At 71.7% G+C, this 15,465-nt stretch carries 18 protein-coding genes; 12 read left to right on the forward strand and 6 right to left on the reverse strand.

The genetic code is table 11. The features are described from left to right. Positions 1-30: 30 nt before the first annotated feature. On the reverse strand, positions 31-3,504 hold the full coding sequence (locus tag LCN96_RS03785; RefSeq protein WP_225271198.1) for a tetratricopeptide repeat protein: 3,474 nt from the start codon (positions 3,502-3,504) through the stop codon (positions 31-33). Positions 3,505-3,627: 123 nt separating this feature from the next. After that, on the reverse strand, positions 3,628-4,320 hold the full coding sequence (locus tag LCN96_RS03790) for a response regulator transcription factor (protein ID WP_225271199.1): 693 nt from the start codon (positions 4,318-4,320) through the stop codon (positions 3,628-3,630). A 176-nt stretch (positions 4,321-4,496) separates the two neighbouring features. Between LCN96_RS03790 and LCN96_RS03795 the strand changes: the two genes are divergently transcribed. The 11 genes from LCN96_RS03795 to LCN96_RS03840 all read left to right on the forward strand — a co-directional run bounded on the left by LCN96_RS03795 (position 4,497) and on the right by LCN96_RS03840 (position 10,377). Continuing rightward, entirely contained in the window at positions 4,497-4,748 is a 252-nt protein-coding gene (locus tag LCN96_RS03795) for a MoaD/ThiS family protein (RefSeq protein WP_225271200.1), read from the forward strand. A gap of 84 nt (positions 4,749-4,832) precedes the next feature. Further along, on the forward strand, positions 4,833-5,498 hold the full coding sequence (locus LCN96_RS03800; RefSeq protein WP_225271201.1) for an LmeA family phospholipid-binding protein: 666 nt from the start codon (positions 4,833-4,835) through the stop codon (positions 5,496-5,498). Positions 5,499-5,535: 37 nt separating this feature from the next. Further along, complete coding sequence (locus LCN96_RS03805; RefSeq protein ID WP_225271202.1) at positions 5,536-6,048, forward strand: sigma-70 family RNA polymerase sigma factor; 513 nt, start codon at positions 5,536-5,538, stop codon at positions 6,046-6,048. Beyond that, on the forward strand, positions 6,048-6,899 hold the full coding sequence (locus LCN96_RS03810) for an anti-sigma factor family protein (RefSeq protein ID WP_225275917.1): 852 nt from the start codon (positions 6,048-6,050) through the stop codon (positions 6,897-6,899). Before LCN96_RS03805 ends, LCN96_RS03810 begins: the two co-directional genes overlap by 1 nt. Continuing rightward, positions 6,896-7,216, forward strand: a complete 321-nt coding sequence (locus LCN96_RS03815) for a thioredoxin family protein (RefSeq protein ID WP_225271203.1) — start codon at positions 6,896-6,898, stop codon at positions 7,214-7,216. The genes LCN96_RS03810 and LCN96_RS03815 overlap by 4 nt, the downstream gene beginning before the upstream one ends. 84 nt (positions 7,217-7,300) lie before the next feature. Next, entirely contained in the window at positions 7,301-7,384 is an 84-nt protein-coding gene (locus tag LCN96_RS57315) for a putative leader peptide (protein ID WP_350668905.1), read from the forward strand. Between the two features lie 58 nt (positions 7,385-7,442). After that, positions 7,443-7,754 carry a DUF4395 family protein gene (locus LCN96_RS03820; protein WP_225271204.1) on the forward strand — a complete coding sequence of 104 codons (312 nt, stop codon included), beginning with the start codon at positions 7,443-7,445 and terminating at the stop codon, positions 7,752-7,754. Beyond that, positions 7,751-8,590, forward strand: a complete 840-nt coding sequence (locus tag LCN96_RS03825; protein WP_225271205.1) for a sulfurtransferase — start codon at positions 7,751-7,753, stop codon at positions 8,588-8,590. Before LCN96_RS03820 ends, LCN96_RS03825 begins: the two co-directional genes overlap by 4 nt. Then, positions 8,590-8,895 carry a DUF1416 domain-containing protein gene (locus LCN96_RS03830; RefSeq protein WP_185110452.1) on the forward strand — a complete coding sequence of 102 codons (306 nt, stop codon included), beginning with the start codon at positions 8,590-8,592 and terminating at the stop codon, positions 8,893-8,895. The genes LCN96_RS03825 and LCN96_RS03830 overlap by 1 nt, the downstream gene beginning before the upstream one ends. A 178-nt stretch (positions 8,896-9,073) precedes the next feature. Further along, on the forward strand, positions 9,074-9,634 hold the full coding sequence (locus LCN96_RS03835) for an RNA polymerase sigma factor (RefSeq protein ID WP_225271206.1): 561 nt from the start codon (positions 9,074-9,076) through the stop codon (positions 9,632-9,634). After that, positions 9,631-10,377 (forward strand): methylated-DNA--[protein]-cysteine S-methyltransferase, encoded by a 747-nt coding sequence (locus LCN96_RS03840; RefSeq protein WP_225271207.1) that lies wholly within the window; start codon positions 9,631-9,633, stop codon positions 10,375-10,377. Before LCN96_RS03835 ends, LCN96_RS03840 begins: the two co-directional genes overlap by 4 nt. 13 nt (positions 10,378-10,390) lie before the next feature. Here LCN96_RS03840 and LCN96_RS03845 read toward each other — a convergent pair whose 3' ends face one another. Further along, positions 10,391-10,942 (reverse strand): helix-turn-helix domain-containing protein, encoded by a 552-nt coding sequence (locus LCN96_RS03845; protein WP_225271208.1) that lies wholly within the window; start codon positions 10,940-10,942, stop codon positions 10,391-10,393. A gap of 290 nt (positions 10,943-11,232) precedes the next feature. Between LCN96_RS03845 and LCN96_RS03850 the strand changes: the two genes are divergently transcribed. Beyond that, on the forward strand, positions 11,233-12,408 hold the full coding sequence (locus LCN96_RS03850; protein ID WP_225271209.1) for a hypothetical protein: 1,176 nt from the start codon (positions 11,233-11,235) through the stop codon (positions 12,406-12,408). Here the strand turns inward: LCN96_RS03850 and LCN96_RS03855 are convergent. The 3 genes from LCN96_RS03855 to LCN96_RS03865 all read right to left on the reverse strand — a co-directional run bounded on the left by LCN96_RS03855 (position 12,395) and on the right by LCN96_RS03865 (position 15,352). Next, positions 12,395-13,447, reverse strand: coding sequence for a hypothetical protein (locus LCN96_RS03855; RefSeq protein ID WP_225276300.1), 1,053 nt, complete (start codon positions 13,445-13,447; stop codon positions 12,395-12,397). The two genes, LCN96_RS03850 and LCN96_RS03855, sit on opposite strands and share 14 nt — an antisense overlap. A gap of 595 nt (positions 13,448-14,042) precedes the next feature. Next, positions 14,043-14,693: a hypothetical protein gene (locus tag LCN96_RS03860; protein ID WP_225271210.1), complete on the reverse strand. Its 651-nt coding sequence runs from the start codon at positions 14,691-14,693 to the stop codon at positions 14,043-14,045. Then, positions 14,690-15,352 carry a hypothetical protein gene (locus LCN96_RS03865; protein WP_225271211.1) on the reverse strand — a complete coding sequence of 221 codons (663 nt, stop codon included), beginning with the start codon at positions 15,350-15,352 and terminating at the stop codon, positions 14,690-14,692. The genes LCN96_RS03860 and LCN96_RS03865 overlap by 4 nt, the downstream gene beginning before the upstream one ends. Positions 15,353-15,465 lie beyond the last annotated feature (113 nt).

The following is a 15,465-nucleotide window of genomic DNA, read 5'->3' on the forward strand; positions in this document are numbered from 1 at the left end:
AACGGGAGCGGCCGGAGAAGATCTGCGACCTCAGGGCCGAGATTTGACGACTTTTGTCGACTTTTCAGGGAGAAGCCGGAGTTCTTCCGCCACCTGCTTCGCCTCGAAGACGTCACCCACCTCTTCCAGGGTGCGCACGGCCTCCCGGAGCTGGGAGACGGCCGCCCACCGGTGCCCGAGTCGGGCCGAGACGAGGCCCAGCGCCCGCAGCGCGCAGCCGAGGTCGCGCCGGGTGCCGCACTCCCGGTGCACGTCCGTGGCCTGCCGGGCGCAGACCACGGCCTCGTCCGGCCTGTCCAGGTCCAGCAGCACCAGGGCCAGCGTGGTGAGTGTCGCCGCCCACCGGTCGCGGGTGCCGGTCTCGTGCTGCAGCTCGACCGCCTCCCTGGCGGGCTCCAGCGCCTGCGCCGAGCGGCCCGCCGCGAGCAGCGCCTGCGCCATCGACAGCAGGGCGCTGCCCCGGTTGTCGCGCAGCTCCTCTCTGATCGCCAGCGCCGCCCTGGCCGCCCGCAGCGCCGCCTTGGGCTGCCCCAGCGACAGGTACGTGTACGTCAGCGTCTCCTGCACGTCGGCCTCGGCCCGCCGGTTCCCGTGGCCCTGCACGATGTCCAGGGCTTCGAGCGCGTACACGAAGGCCACCTGCGGCCGCCCCTGCCGCCGCCGCACCCGCGCCAGCCGGTTCAGCATGCGTGCCTCGATGGGCCCGTCGCGGATCACCCGGCTGATCGCCAGCGCCTGGCTCAGGTAGTCGTCGGCGCGCAGGTAGTCCGACAGCCGCCAGTGCACCAGCCCGATGTCGCCGAGCGTCTCGGCCTTGCCCTGCTCGTGGTGCAGCTCGACCTGCACCGTCAGGGCCTGCTCGTAGAAGGCGAGTGCCTCGTCGTAGCGGGAGCCGTTGCGGGCGATGCGGCCCAGCGCGCACAGGGCCCGGCCGCAGCCGTACTGGTCGCCGGTCGCGGTGTAGCCGGCCAGCGCGCGCTCGGCGTCGCGCCGGGCGTCGTGCGGCAGCCGCAGCAGGTCGTAGATCTCGGCCAGGCACAGCAGCGTCTCGGCCTCGGCGTGCTCGTCGCCCAGCTCGTGGCAGATCGACAGCGCCTCCAGGCCCTCCGACAGCGCGGCGTTCGGCTCGCCCAGGTTGCGCTGCACGGTGGCCAGGATGATCAGGCTCTGCGCGGTGCCGCGCCGGTCGCCGAGCTCCTCGCGCACGTCGAGGGCCTGGCCGGCGTGGAGCAGGGCCAGCTCGTAGCGCTCCTGCGACAGGTGCAGCCGCGACAGCGTGTGCAGGCAGCTCGCCACCCCGGCCGGGTCGTCGATCTCCCGGTAGAGGTCGAGCGCCTCGCCGGCGTACCGCAGCGCGTCCTCGCTGTTGCCGGCGATGCCGTGCACCTCGGCCAGCTCGTTCAGCGCCCGCGCCTGGCCCTCGCGGTCGCCCAGCTCGGCGAAGTCGGCCAGCGCCTCGCCGATGAGCCTGGCGGCCAGCGTGGAGGGGCCGATGTCGCGGTGCAGGGTGCCCAGGCGGCTGCGCATGAGCGCGACGGCCCGCCGGTTGCCCACCTGCATGGCCGAGGTCAGCCCGCCCTGCTGCACCTCCAGGTTGTTCTCGTAGAAGCGCAGCCGCCTGAACGGCTCGAACACCGCCTCGGCCAGCCGCCAGGCCATGCCGTGCGCGCCGCTCTCGCCGGCCAGCCGCACGGCCGACACCAGCGAGCGCCGCTCGGCCTCGAACCACTCGCGCGGCGTCCCCGGGTCCGTCGCCACCGCCAGGTAGTGATCCAGCAGCCGCGCCCTGGCCTCCCGCACGCCCGCCTCCGCGTGCCTGCCCAGCTCCCTGGCCAGCCGCTTGACCAGGTCGTGCACCCGGTAACGCGGCCCGGGCAGCGGCTCCACCAGGTACGCCCGGTGCAGCCCCGCCACCGCGACCACCGCCTCGCTCACCGGCACGCCCAGCGCCGCGGCCAGCACCTCGGGCGTGAAGTCCCGCCCCGGCAGCAGCCCGACGTGCCGGAACGCCCGCCGCTGCGCCGGGCTCAGCGACTCGTACGCCAGGTTGAGCGCCTTGGTGAACGCCTCCTCCGGATCGCCGACCAGCAGCAGGCCGGGCCGGCGCAGCTCCTGCGTCCTGGACCGGACGCTGAGCCCGGGATTCTCGGCCAGCTTGGCCGCCGAGATGCGCAGCGCGAACGGGTGGTAGGAGCACACCCGCGCCAGCTCGGCCAGCGCGTCGCGGTCGGCGGCCCGCGGTGAGTCCTCGCCCAGCACCGCGACCAGCAGCGCCACCGCGTTGCCCGGGTCGAGCACCGGCAGGTCCATCAGGTCGGCGTGCCCGGTGGCGCGCAGCGGCGCCATCCTGGTCCTGCTGGTGACCAGCACCACGCAGTCCTTGCTGCCCGGCAGCAGCGTCCGCACCTGCGCGGGGTCGGCGGCGTTGTCGAGGATGAGCAGCAGCCGCCGCCCGGCGATCCTGCTGCGGTAGAGCAGCATCAGCTCGGCCTCGTCCGAGGCGGGCTCGCCGATGCCGAGCGAGCGCAGGATCTGCCCGAGTGCCTCGACGGTGCTCATCGGCGGCTGGCTCGGCGACTGGCCCCGCAGGTCGATCACGATCTGCCCGTCGGGGAACCGGTCGGCGTGCAGGTGCCCCCAGTGCGTCGCCAGCGCGGTCTTGCCCACGCCGGGCAGGCCCTGCACGACCATGGTGTTCGTCCGCCGTGGCCGCTCCAGCCAGGCGGTGAGCAGGTCCAGGCTCTGCTGCCGCCCGATGAAGTCCGGCATGTCGGCGGGGAGCTGGCGTGGCTTGGGCACCTCGCCCACCGGCAGCGGCTCGGCCGGTCCCGCGGGCCGGACCAGGAAGGGCGGCACCCGGCCCGCCCACGGCGCCGACAGGTGCTCGTAGCCGCCTGCCGCGCCGCGCAGCGCGGCCGGGTCGGCGACGCGCAGCCGCCGGTACCGCAGCCGGACCAGCCAGCCCCGTTGCGTCCACTGCGTGATCTGGCGCTGCACCACGTCGGCCGAGCTGCCCACCAGGCCGGCCAGCGTCTCCATGGTCAGCGGCGGCGCCTGCTCGGAGCCCAGCTCGTACCGCTCGTCCAGGTGCAGCAGCCACACGGCCAGCCGGGCGGCGACGGGAGCGCGGGAGAGCGCCTCGTGCCTGCGGGCGGCCACGTTCCTGGCGAACAGCTCCTGCACCAGCGCGTTGGCCACGGCGGGGCTGCCGGAGGCGTGCTCGCGCAGCCGCCGCAGGTCGATGGGCCGGGCGCGCACCTCGGTCAGCGCGTCGACCCTGACCCGGTCGGCGGGGCTCCAGAAGGCCAGCTCGCCGACGAGGTCGCCCGCGCCGCGCAGGTCGTGCAGGGCGTCGAGCCCGCCCGCCGGTGTGTACTCGCGGGCGTAGCCCGAGTCGATCAGGTAGAGGTTGTGGTCGGGCCGCAACGGCGAGCACATCGTCTCGTTACGGTGGTACACGCGCGGGCGGGCGCCCTCGTCGACCAGCGATCCGAAGAGACCCATGAAGGCACCACCCCCTGAAAGGACGGCGGTGTCCTCGACATGACAGACGCGAAACAGTCCGTGCGACGACCTGTCACATCAGTGGAGCGCAGCGGGAACCCGCTGTCAATCGGCTGCCGCCGGTCAAACGGCGGCGGTGTCGGTGCGGTCGGGGACGAAACGGTAGCCCACGTTGCGCACGGTGCCGATCAGCGACTCGTACTCGGTGCCGAGCTTGGCGCGCAGCCGCCGCACGTGCACGTCCACCGTCCGGGTGCCGCCGAAGTAGTCGTAGCCCCAGACCTCCTGCAGCAACTGGGCGCGGGTGAAGACCCTGCCGGGGTGCTGGGCGAGGTACTTGAGCAGCTCGAACTCCTTGAAGGTGAGGTCGAGCACGCGGCCGCGCAGCCGCGCCGTGTAGGTGGCCTCGTCGATCGACAGGTCCCCGCTGCGGATCTCGTCGGGCACGTCCTCCGTGGAGGACTGCGAGATGCGGCCGGTGGCCATCCGCAGCCGGGCCTCCACCTCGGCCGGGCCGGCGCTGTCGAGCAGCACGTCGTCGACGCCCCACTCGGCGGTCATCGCGGCCAGCCCGCCCTCGGTCACGATCACCAGCAGGGGGCAGTCGATCCCGGTGGTGCGGATCAACCGGCACAGGCTCTTGGCCTGCACCAGCTCCTTGCGGGCATCGACGAGAACGGCGTCGGCCGGCGGGGTGTCGATGAGGGCGGACGCCTCAGCCGGGGCGACCCGGACCGAGTGGAGCAGCAACCCCAGCGCCGGTAGCACCTCGGCGGACGGCTCGAGGGCGTTGGTCAGCAGGAGCAGGTTGCTCATTTCGGCCTCCTCAAACACGCAAGGACCCGGGGGCTACGTCGCCCAGGTCCTGTAGGTGAGGATAGCCCACGAGTAAGTCGCGTCCATTGCGCGTCCAGCAGGTGAACAGCGCGTCTCTTGGAACAAGCTCGTTAAGGGCGGCGCACAATAGTGAGAAAAGGATTGTGAGGCAAGGCATGGCCACGGGAAAAGTGCGTTATTGGGCGGCTGCGAAGGAAGCGGCGGGAGTCGCCGAGGAACCGTTCGAAGCGGTCACTCTTGGTGAACTGATGACGAAAATCACACAAAATCGGTCAGAGCTGGCAAGAGTTGTGCAGCGCTGCTCGTTCCTCGTGGACGGCTCCCCCGTCGGCAAGCGCCCCCACGCGGAGGTCGTCCTCGGCGACGGCGCCACCGTGGAGGTGCTGCCGCCCTTCGCCGGTGGCTGAGCCGTCAGGTGAATGGGTGCTTCGTGGGGGAATGAGAGAGCCACTCGGTAGTCTCTTGACCCCCGCTCGAGACATGGGAGCCCCATGCGCAAGCTGATCGTCTTTCTGATCGTGCTGGTCATTCTCCTTGTCGCCGTCGACCGGGTCGCCGTGGCCGGCGTCCAGCGTGATCTGGCGAACCGCATCGCGGCGACGGCTGACCTGTCCGGCACGCCGACCGTCACCATTGAGGGCATCCCCTTTCTCACTCAAGCCGTCTCCGGGCACTATCCAGAGGTACGGTTCAATCTCGGCACGTTCACCTACGGCGACGTGCCGGTCAAGAACCTGCGGGGCGCCGCCTACGACGTGACGGCCCCGCTGGCGGACATCATCCAGAACAGACCTGACATCCGGGCCGGTCGCGTCGCCATCAGCGGCACTCTGACCAGGGCCACCATCGACAAGTACGCTCCCCAGGGCGTCAAGATCGGCGGCAACGGGCGGCGGCTCACGGCGTCGGGCGAGGTCACGGTGGGGGTGAGCAAGGTGCGGTTCAACGCCGAGATGCGGGTCGAGCTCGCCGACGGCGGGATCAAGGTCCAGGCGGAGAAGATCGAGGGCGTGCCCGACCAGGTCGCCCGGCTCGTCTCCTACACGATCCCGTTCCAGGGCAAGCTGCCCTTCGACGTGAAGGTGACGGGGGTCAGGAGCGTGGCCGAAGGGCTGGAGTTCTCGGCCGAGGCGACTGACGTGCCGATTCGTGGATGAGGCTGAACCGCTCGCGCCGGTCGTACGTGATGAGGGTGTGAGCAGAGCCGGGACCGCCGACGAGGACCTCGTGAAGACCCTCTTCGACGAGCACGCCGGGCCCCTGTACGGCTACGTTCTGCGACTGACCGGTGACTCCGGGCGGGCCGAGGACGTCGTCCAGGAGACGCTGTTGCGGGCCTGGCGGCATCCCGAGGCGATGTCCGGCAAGCCCATCCGTGCGTGGCTGTTCACGGTGGCCCGTAATCTCGTCGTGGACCAGCATCGCGCCAGGAAGGCCAGGCCGCAGGAGACGGGCGACGAGGCGCTGGCTGTCCTGCCGGCCGACGACGAGCTGGAGCGGGCGGTCGAGTCGTGGGCCGTGGCCGAGGCACTGGCCGCGCTGCGGGCCGAGCACCGGGAGGTGCTGCTGGAGGTCTACTACCGGGGGCGATCGGTGAAGGAGGCGTCGGCGACGCTGGGCATTCCGCCGGGCACGGTGAAGTCCCGCACCTACTACGCGTTGCGCGCGCTCAAGCTGGCGCTCGAGGAACGGGGGCTGGCACCGTGATGACGTGCGAGGAGGTCCGGATCTCGCTGGGCGCGCACGCGCTGGGCGCGCTGGAGCCGGAAGAGGCGCTGGAGATCGACCACCACCTGGCGACCTGCGACGCGTGCGGCGCCGAGCTGCTGGAGCTGGAGGGGGTCGGCGCGTTCCTGGGCAAGGTGTCGGAGCGCGACGTGGAGCTGGTGGCCAGCCCCCCGCGCCAGGTGCTCGACCGGCTGCTGAACGACCGCGTCAAGCGGACCAGGCGCGGGCGCGTCCTGATGTCGCTGCTGGCCGCGGCGGCGGTCGTGGTCGTGGGCGGCACGGTGTGGACGACGATCCAGACCGGCTCGGGAGGCGAGTCGACGGCGGCGCAGGCGCCCGCGCCCGCCGCGTCGGAGGTCCCTCAGGTACTGCGGGACCAGAGCCAGGAGAAGGCCAAGTCCCCCGCTGAGGACTACGGGCGGGCCGCGGAGGCCTCGCAGAGCCCCGCGACCCCCGAGGACGCGACGCAGGCCGAGCTCCGGCCCAGCCCGAAGCCGGCCAGGGCGTCCGACGAGGTGGCCTTCAGCGACGAGAACAAGGCCGAGGAGTACTACGCCACCGTGCTCGTCCGGCCCACGGCCACGGGCTCCGAGCTGGGCGTGCAGGTCACCGGGGTGCCCGTGGGCACCCACTGCCTGGTGGTCGTGGTCGGCGTGGACGGGCGGGAGGAACGCTCGCAGAGCTGGATCGTCCGGCAGGGCGACTACGAGACCGGCAAGATCTTCCGCTTCCGCACCGGCATGGCGCTCAAGGAGATCGCCAGGTTCGAGATCGTGGACACGGCGGGCAAGCTGCTCGTCGAGGTGCCCGTGAAGGACCGGGGGAAGTGAGCGGGCCCACGCGGTTGTCCGCCGACGACCTCGGCGCCGGGCTGGGCGACAGGGCCACTCTGGTGCAGTTCTCGACCGCCTTCTGCCAGCCGTGCCGGGCCACCCGGCGCATCCTGGCGGACGTGAGCGCGCTCGTGCCCGGCGTCGCGCACATCGAGATCGACGCCGAGTCCCGGCTCGACCTCGTGCGCAGGCTGGACGTCACGAGCACGCCCACCGTGCTGGTGCTCGACGCGGCGGGCGGCATCGTCAAGCAGGCCACCGGGCAGCCGCGCAAGGCCGACGTGCTGGCCGCTCTGGCGGCGGCCGTACCGTGATCCTGACTGTGAGCCGTCTCACAAGTTGTCTCACCAACCGGACGAGATGTGACAGATGACGAGACGCCGAGTAGTGTCGTCGCCATGAACCCATCGACAGAGCTGCTGACGAAGCGGCGCGCGGTTGATTTCTGCCGCGTCGCCACCGCGCTCTGTCGCGCTGCCTGAGGACGATCTCGCGCGGACCTGTGATCCGCCCCAATCGACCCTTCAGGAGCATCCCGCGATGCGTGCCGATCCTAGAGCGCTGCGCTTCGGCGCGGCCGTCACCACCCTGGTCCCCGTCTCCGTCCTGCTGACGGGGAGCCTTCCGGCTGTCCGCCGCCCGGGCGGTGGTGCTCGCGCTCGGAGCGCGTCGGCGCTCGTCGTAGGCGATGCTCTTCGAGGTGCTCGTCCGGAGCGTTCCACAACGGACCCCACGGCCGCGGCTCTCCTCGCCGCCTTCCTCAACGCAGCCATCGGATTCTGCCTCGGCTGCGCAACGTACCCGCTCATTCGCCGACTACTGCCCGCCGCCAACATGGAGGTATCCCAATGAGCCGCTCCGCCGCCCTGGTGGACGCCGACTGGGTCGAGGCCAACCTCGACACCCCCGGAGTCGTCCTCGTCGAGGTCGACGAGGACGTCAGCGCCTACGACAAGGGCCACATCCGTGGTGCCGTGAAGGTCGACTGGCGCAACGACCTGCAGGACCCTGTGCGTCGCGACTTCGTGGACAAGACCGGTTTCGAGGCGCTGCTGTCCGACCGGGGCATCGCCAACGATGACACCGTCGTGCTGTACGGCGGCAACAACAACTGGTTCGCCGCCTATGCGTACTGGTACTTCAAGCTGTACGGCCACGAGAACGTGAAGCTGCTCGACGGCGGGCGCAAGAAGTGGGAGCTCGACTCGCGCGAGCTGGTGAAGGACGTGCCGCAGCGGGCCAAGACCCAGTACGTCGCCCAGGAGCAGGACACCGCGATCCGCGCCTTCCGCGACGACGTGGTGTCCGCCATCGGCAAGCTCAACCTGGTCGACGTGCGCTCGCCCGACGAGTTCACCGGCAAGCTGCTCGCCCCGGCCCACCTCCCGCAGGAGCAGGCCCAGCGCGGCGGCCACGTGCCCACCGCCCGCAACATCCCGTGGTCCAAGGCCGCGAACGACGACGGCACCTTCAAGTCCGACGACGACCTGCGCAGCCTCTACCAGGAGGCCGGAGTCGACTTCGGCAAGGACACCATCGCCTACTGCCGCATCGGCGAGCGCTCGGCGCACACCTGGTTCGTGCTGCACGAGCTGCTCGAGCAGTCCAACGTGAAGAACTACGACGGTTCGTGGACCGAATACGGCTCGCTCGTGGGCGTGCCGATCGAGCTTGGGGAGGCCCGCTGATGTCGGCTGCAGCACAGGGTTGCGGCGCGCCGGAGCAGACCGTCGCGCTGCCCGCCGGGATCGATCTGACCAACCAGGCCGTGATCCAGGGCGTCGTGACCGGCGCCGGCACGGCGTACGCGCGGCTGCTCGACCACTCCGGTGAGTTCACCGGCGAGGTCGTGGTCTCCGAGGACGGCGTCTTCCGCTTCTTCGCCGCTCCCGGTGACTGGACCGTCCGCATCATCGCGGGCGGCGGCGTCACCAGGGACGTTCAGGTCGAGGCCAAGCTGGGCGAGGTCGCCCAGCTCGCGGTGGCCGTCTGAGCACCGCAGGACTTCATGGCCCGCGTTCCCTTCACGGGAACGCGGGCCTTTCGCGTGAGGCCGGGCCTTTCGCGTGAGGGCGGGCCTTTCGCGTGAGGGCGGGCCTTTCGCGTGAGGGCGGCGGTGTCGCGGCGCTGTCGCGTGCAACCGCTGGGCGCTTCGCGGTGTTGTAGTGAGCGTGGCTGAAACCGACTGTCCCGACCCGGTGCGCAAGGCGCTGCTCGACGACCTCGACGAGGGCTTCGCCGAGCTGTACGGCGCCTACCGCGGCCTGGTCTTCTCGACCGCGCTGCGGCTGAGCGGGCGCTGGGCCGACGCCGAGGACTACACGGCGGAGGCGTTCCTGCGGGCGTACCGGGCCCTGTCCGGGTACTCGCCGGAGCGCATCGCCGGGCTGCAACCACGCGCCTGGCTGATGACGATCCTCATGAACGTCTGGCGCAACTGCGCCCGGGCCAAGTCCCGCAGGCCGCCCACCGACCTGATGGAGGAGCCGGTGGACAGCGCCGACCCCGGCGAGGACGTCGAGGCGGCCGCCGTCCGCCGCGAGACCGGCGACGAGCTGGCCGCGCTGCTGGGGCGGCTCCCCGACGAGCAGCGGGCCGCCGTCGTGCTGCGGCACGTGGTGGACCTGCCGGTCAGCGAGATCGCCACGGTGTTGCAGATCCCCCAGGGCACGGTCAAGTCGCACGTGTCCAGGGGGTTGAGGCGGCTACGCGCACTGGGAGGTGCCCGATGACTCAGGATCCCCTGCTCACCGGACTCGCGGCACTCGCCGTGGAGCCGCCGGAGAGCCTGCTCGACCGGATCGCGGCCCGGTGGGTCCGCGTGCCGGCGCCGATCGGCGAGCTGGCGGTGGCGTACACCGATCACGGCGTCGCCTACGTGCACGCCGGCGAGGGCTTCTCACAGGCGTTCAGGGAGCGCTTCGGCCGCCCGCTGCTGCCCGCCGCCCGCCCGCCCGCCGGGCTGCTGCCCGCCCTGCGCACCGGCCGCCTGTCGGGGCTGCGGCTGGATCTACGCGGGGTGAGCGCCTTCCAGCGTTCCGTCCTGGAGGCGGCGCGGGAGATCCCGCGCGGCGAGGTCCGCCCCTACTCGTGGATCGCCGCCCGCATCGGCAACCCCAGGGCCGTACGGGCCGTCGGGACCGCGCTCGGGCGCAACCCGGTGCCCCTGCTCATCCCGTGCCACCGGGTCACCCGCTCGGACGGGATGGTGGGCGAGTACGTCTTCGGCGCGCCGGCCAAGGAGCGGCTGCTGCTGGCGGAGGGGGTGGACCTGGACGGGCTCCGCGCGCTGGCGGGGGAGCGGGTGTTCTACCTGGCCAGCGACACGACCGGGGTGGTGTGCTTCCCGACCTGCCACAACGCGCGGCGCATCACGGCCGCGCACCGGCACGGCTTCCGCAGCCTCGCCCAGGCCCGCGCCGCCGGCTACCGGCCGTGCCGCACCTGCCGCCCGGCGCAGGACGCCCCGGCGTGACCGGCCGCGGGGCTCACAGGGGCTTGGTCGGGTAGCGGATCAGCAGCGTGGCCCGCACCACGTCGGGCCCGTGGGCCCGGTAGCCGTGCGGCACGTCCGACACCCACGAGATGTGGTCGCCGGGCCCCGCGGTGAGCGGCTCGTCGATGGGCCCGGCGCTGAGCGTCCCGGTGAAGACCGTGATGTGCTCGCTGACGCCCTGGTGATGCGCGGGCGAGGTCTGGGTGAGCCCCGGCGGGATGCGCACGCGGTACAGCTCGTAGGTGACCCGGTCGTCCTCGAACACCTCGAGCAGCTCGGCCTCGATGGCGGTGCCCCGCATGATCTGCGGCTCGGGCGGCGCGTCGAGGATGGCCCCGATCGGCACCCCGAGCTGCGCCGTGATGGCCCACAGCGTCTCCAGGGTGGGGTTGCGGGTGCCGGTCTCCACGCCCGACAGCGTGGCCTTGCCGATGCCGGCGCGCTTGGCCAGCTCGGAGAGCGAGACGCCGCGCGCCTGTCGCAGCCGCCGCAGCCGGTCTCCCACCACGCGCGGATCGGTGTCGAGTGCGGGCTGCGGCTCCATACAGCCATATTGCCGCACCTTCAAGCACCATGCGGACGTGCCGCCGTGATTCGTCGTCCGCCTACGATGGGTGATCGCGGGCCGTTCATGATCGATCTGCGGAGAGTAGCGCAGTTGCCAGGTTGCTGCTGCGCCGCAAGGGACAGACCGATACGATTCCACAGATGTCCGGATCGACAGGTGTGACGGCACCCCCGCGACCTGGGCCTACGCCGGCTCAGCCACTGCCGTCGCCGTACTCGCTGCCCCTGCACGCCCTTCGCCTGGCGGGCAGATGTGCCCTGCCGTTGATGTGCTGGTTCGCCGTCGGCGAGCTGGCGCGCTTCGTGCTGCTGTACGGCGCCGTCGAGGTGGCCTACGGCGACTGGCGGCAGGTACGGCTCGTGGGTGTCATGACCCTGCTGACGATCATCATCCTGGTGGCGATGACCGTCACCACCGGCATGCTCTACACCCTGCGTGGCGCCCTCTGGGAGATCCGCGCCCGGACCGACGAGGGTGTGGCGAACGAGAAGTTCTTCCGGACGCTCGACCGGGTGGCCCCCGCCTTCGCGGTGCTCTACCTGGCGTGGGGGTTCCACGTGGAGGACGCCCGCGACATCTACCAGATGGACCTGTTCCACCACTTCTACGACATGACGGAAGCCTCCTGGTTCGGCGAGGACTCCGATGTCGGGCAGGGGCTCACCGATCTCGACTGGCGGGTGTCGCTCGGGGCGATGGTCGTCATGTTCGCTCTGAAGATGTTCTTCGCGAAGCTGGTGGAGAAGGGCAGGAGCGGGTTCTACGGCTTCGCCGCCGCCTTCTCCGAGTTCGCGTTCGTCTTCTACGGGCTGAACGCCACGGTCGCGTTCGCCGACGCGCGTTCCGAGTGGGTCACGCACCGCAGCGTCGTCGAGGGCACCACGGAGGTCTGGGCCGAGGCCCAGGAGAAGATCCCGGTCTGGGACGACCTCACGAGCTGGTTCGGCGACGTCTGGCCGCTGTTCCTGGACGCCGTCGCCGTCCCGCTCGCCTGGCTCACCGTCGCCATGCTCGTCTTCGGCGCCTACTCCGACGACACCCGCGCCCTGGTCAAGGGCACCAGACTGGAGAAGGGCGTGGACCGCCTGGAAGGCAGCCACGACCTCACGCAGCGGTCGTTCGACCAGGTCACCGGCGGGTTCAGGGACCGCTGGGTGCCGCTGGCCAACTCGCTGCGGATGGTGTTCAGGGCGGGCGCGCCGCTGTTCGGCATGATGTGCCTGTGCTACGTGGGCGTGACGGTGGCCGGCGAGTACGCCGACCGCTGGATCAGGCACCTCGTCGGCACCGAGGCCGAGTGGGTGTGGGCCTACCAGGGGCCGCCGCTGTCTTTCGTGCTCGACCTGGTGGTGACCGTGCTGGGCATGGCCATTCTGGCGGCCACGTACGACATCGCCGCCACCCGCGCCCGTCTCAGCGGAGAGCCGCTCAGCGACGTCTGAACACCAGCACCACGTCGTCCTTCTCGGCCTTCTCCATCGCCTTCCTGTCGAACAGGTCCCCCGTCGGCGTGTCCGAGCGGTAGGCGCTGGGGCGGAAGCTGAGCTGGACCTCGTTCGCCACCGGGGCCGGCACGATCGCCAGCCCCTGAATCCTGTACTCCTTGCCCACCACGACCTTGTCGATCGGCGCGTCGCCGACCGGCTGCGTCTCGACCACCCAGGTACGGCCCGCGGCGTCCCTCAGCTGCACCTCCGTGGGCCCGGCCGTCATCGTGGCGTGCGCCTCGTCCAGGACCTTCTTGGTGATCTCGACCTTCATCCAGGTCGCGCCGGGGCGCGGCTTGCTGCCCTCCGGTGCCTCGGTGGTGGCGACCGTGGCCCGGTACTCGGTGTTGTGCACCTTGCCTGCCTGGCCGGCGGGGACGATGGTCTCCTGGGTGTCCTTGCGGCTCTCGCTGGACTTCTCGTAGAAGAGGTAGCCGTCGTAGGTCTGGCCTGCCGTGACGAGCAGCGACGCGACGATCGCGCCTGCGGCGATCAGGGCGGTGCGGCGGCGCCTGGAGCGGGGGGTGGTGGGCGATGCCGAGCCGTTGGGCGACGGGGTGGCGGGCTGTTCGGGGTCGGCGGATGGTTGGGTGCCGGATGGTTGGGTGCCGGGTGACTGGGCGCCGGCTGGGTGCGCGCCGGGCGGTTGGGCGCCGGGCGGTTGGGCGCCGGGGGGCTGTGGGGCGCCGAACCTGGCCGTGCCGGAGGCCGTTCCCGCCGTCGGCCGGATGGCCGGGATCGGCTGGGTGGCGCCGCCGACGGGCTCACGCCGGGCCGGGGGCCAGACCTGGTGGTCGGAGGAGGGAGCGTGCCGGGGAGGGCTCGCGGGCGCGCCGAATCCGTGCGGCGGGCCTTGCGGACGCGGCCCGCGCTGAGGGCGCGGGCTCCTGTGGGGTTGCGTGGGCCCCTGCCCGTACGGCGACTCCGGCGCGTACGGCGGCTGCGGCCCGTACGGCGACTCCGGCGCGTATGGCGGCTGCGGCTCCGGAGGCATCGCCCGGCCATGCCGCCCGCGACGAGGCACCGGCCCCCACTCAGGCGGCGGCGTCGCACCGGGAGGCGCGCCGAGACCGGGCGGCGTCACCGGACTGCGCGGCGGAGCCTGCCCGGGCGGCGGCGTCGGGCCGGAGTCCGCGTCGAAGCCGGAGGGCGGCACGCCGGGCCCCGGAGCCGCGCCGAAGCCGGAGGGCGGCATGGCGTGGCGCGGCGCCGACTCAGGGCCGGACGGTGGCACGACCGAATCGTCACCGGGCTGCGGTGCGGCCGGGCCGGGAAACGCGCCGTGACCGGGCTGCGGTGCGGCCGGGCCGGGAAACGCGCCGTGACCGCGCTGCGGTCCGGCCGAGGCAGGCTGCGCGCCGTGGCCGTACGGCGGTCCGGCAGGGTCAGGAAGCACGCCGTGACCCCGCTGCGCAGGAGCAGGAGGCGCCCCGAGTCCGGGCGGCGGGGCCTGGCTGGGCGGCGGAGCCTGATCGGCCGGTGGGACCTGATCGGCCGCTGGGACCGCCGGATGGGGCACGGTGTCGTCAGGAAGCCGGTCGTTGCGCGGCGCGAACCAGTCGCGCTCGTCGTTCGTGCTCATGTCCCGATCACTTCTTCACGACGGAGTAGACGTCCTGCGGCGAGGCGGCCAGCTTGCGCGCGCCCTCCTCGTCCAGCCCCAGATCCACCTGCACCTGCGGCCGGTACGACTCCACCAGGACGGACGTCCCCAGCCCGAGCAGGACGCTCGCGCCGGGCAATGCCGAGGCCGGCACCTCGAAGACGAACCGCCCGCTGACCCAGATGTCCGGCTGGACCCAGGTGTTGGCCAGGGTGAGGGTGCTGTCCACGCGGTCGGTGGCGGCGAACTTCTTGCCGTCGGCCGTGACCAGCACCGCCTCCCGCATGTGGTACGGCTTGAGGCTCGACTTGGCGGAGACGCTGACGACGAGGAAGAGGTTGTCGGTCCCGATGGTCGAGCTGCTGTCCTGGATGGCCTTCGCCACCGCGAACGAGTCCACCCGCGCGGTGAACCGCCGCGCGTCCACGTCCTCGCCCTTCGCCCCGGTGTAGACGAGCGCGTCCGCGGCCTCGCCCTCGCTCATGTGCAGCGCCTGGAGCCCGACGGCGCCCGCGACCAGCACCAGCCCGGCGAGCGCGTTCAGCCACCGGGAGCCGCCGCCCTGCCGCCGCCCGGCCCGCCTGCCGCGCCGCGCGGGAGCGCCGCTGACCGCCGATCTCGGCTCGGTGGCGGTCATGCCGCGCCGCCCTGCTTGACCGGCATGGTCACCCGGGCCTTGATCTCGGGCAGGTGCTTGTCGCCCACTTCCTCGGAGACCATCTGCCAGGCGGCCACGTTGTCGTTGAACTGGGACTCGAACTCGAAGGAGGCCACGTCGAGCGTCACCTGCTCCGGCGGCTGCTCGTTCTCCTTCAGTTTGAAGCGCAGGACGACCTGGGTGGGCACGCCCGGGTGGAGCTGGCCGGTCTCGCCGCCCTTGCTGAGGCCGAAGGCGAAGGGGCCCGCGTCCTTGTCGAAGGCCGGGGAGATCTTGACCAGCGAGCCCGCGAAGGAGGTGTAGGTGAAGGCCTGCTCGATCTTCTGGGGAGGCAGGCCGACGGAGACGGTCTCGTCCCCCTTGTTGGTGACGTCGAAGATCAGCTCCACGAACCGCTTCTCCTCGTCCCACTCGTTCTGGGCCGGCTCGATCTTCAGCCGCGACTCGACGAACTTGGTGGAATACAGGCCCTGGTCGAGCACCGCGCCCGCGCCGAGCGGGTCCGGCGCGTCGGGCGTCTCGTTCAGCCCGCCCAGCAACGCGGTGATGCCGATGGCGGTGATGGCCACCAGGGCCACGGCGGGCACCGCTACCGGGCGTCTCGGCTTGTCAGTGCTGCCGCCGGAGGGTTCCGTCATGGGTAAGGATGGTAATAGGTCTCGCTTGTCCCATCTGCCGCAATGCTCCCATCGGACAGGTCGAATTGCCGAGAAACCCTGCCGCTATAGCGGTTGCAACTCATACGCTGTCA

The sequence above is a fragment of the Nonomuraea gerenzanensis genome, assembly GCF_020215645.1.
Lineage (GTDB): Bacteria > Actinomycetota > Actinomycetes > Streptosporangiales > Streptosporangiaceae > Nonomuraea > Nonomuraea gerenzanensis.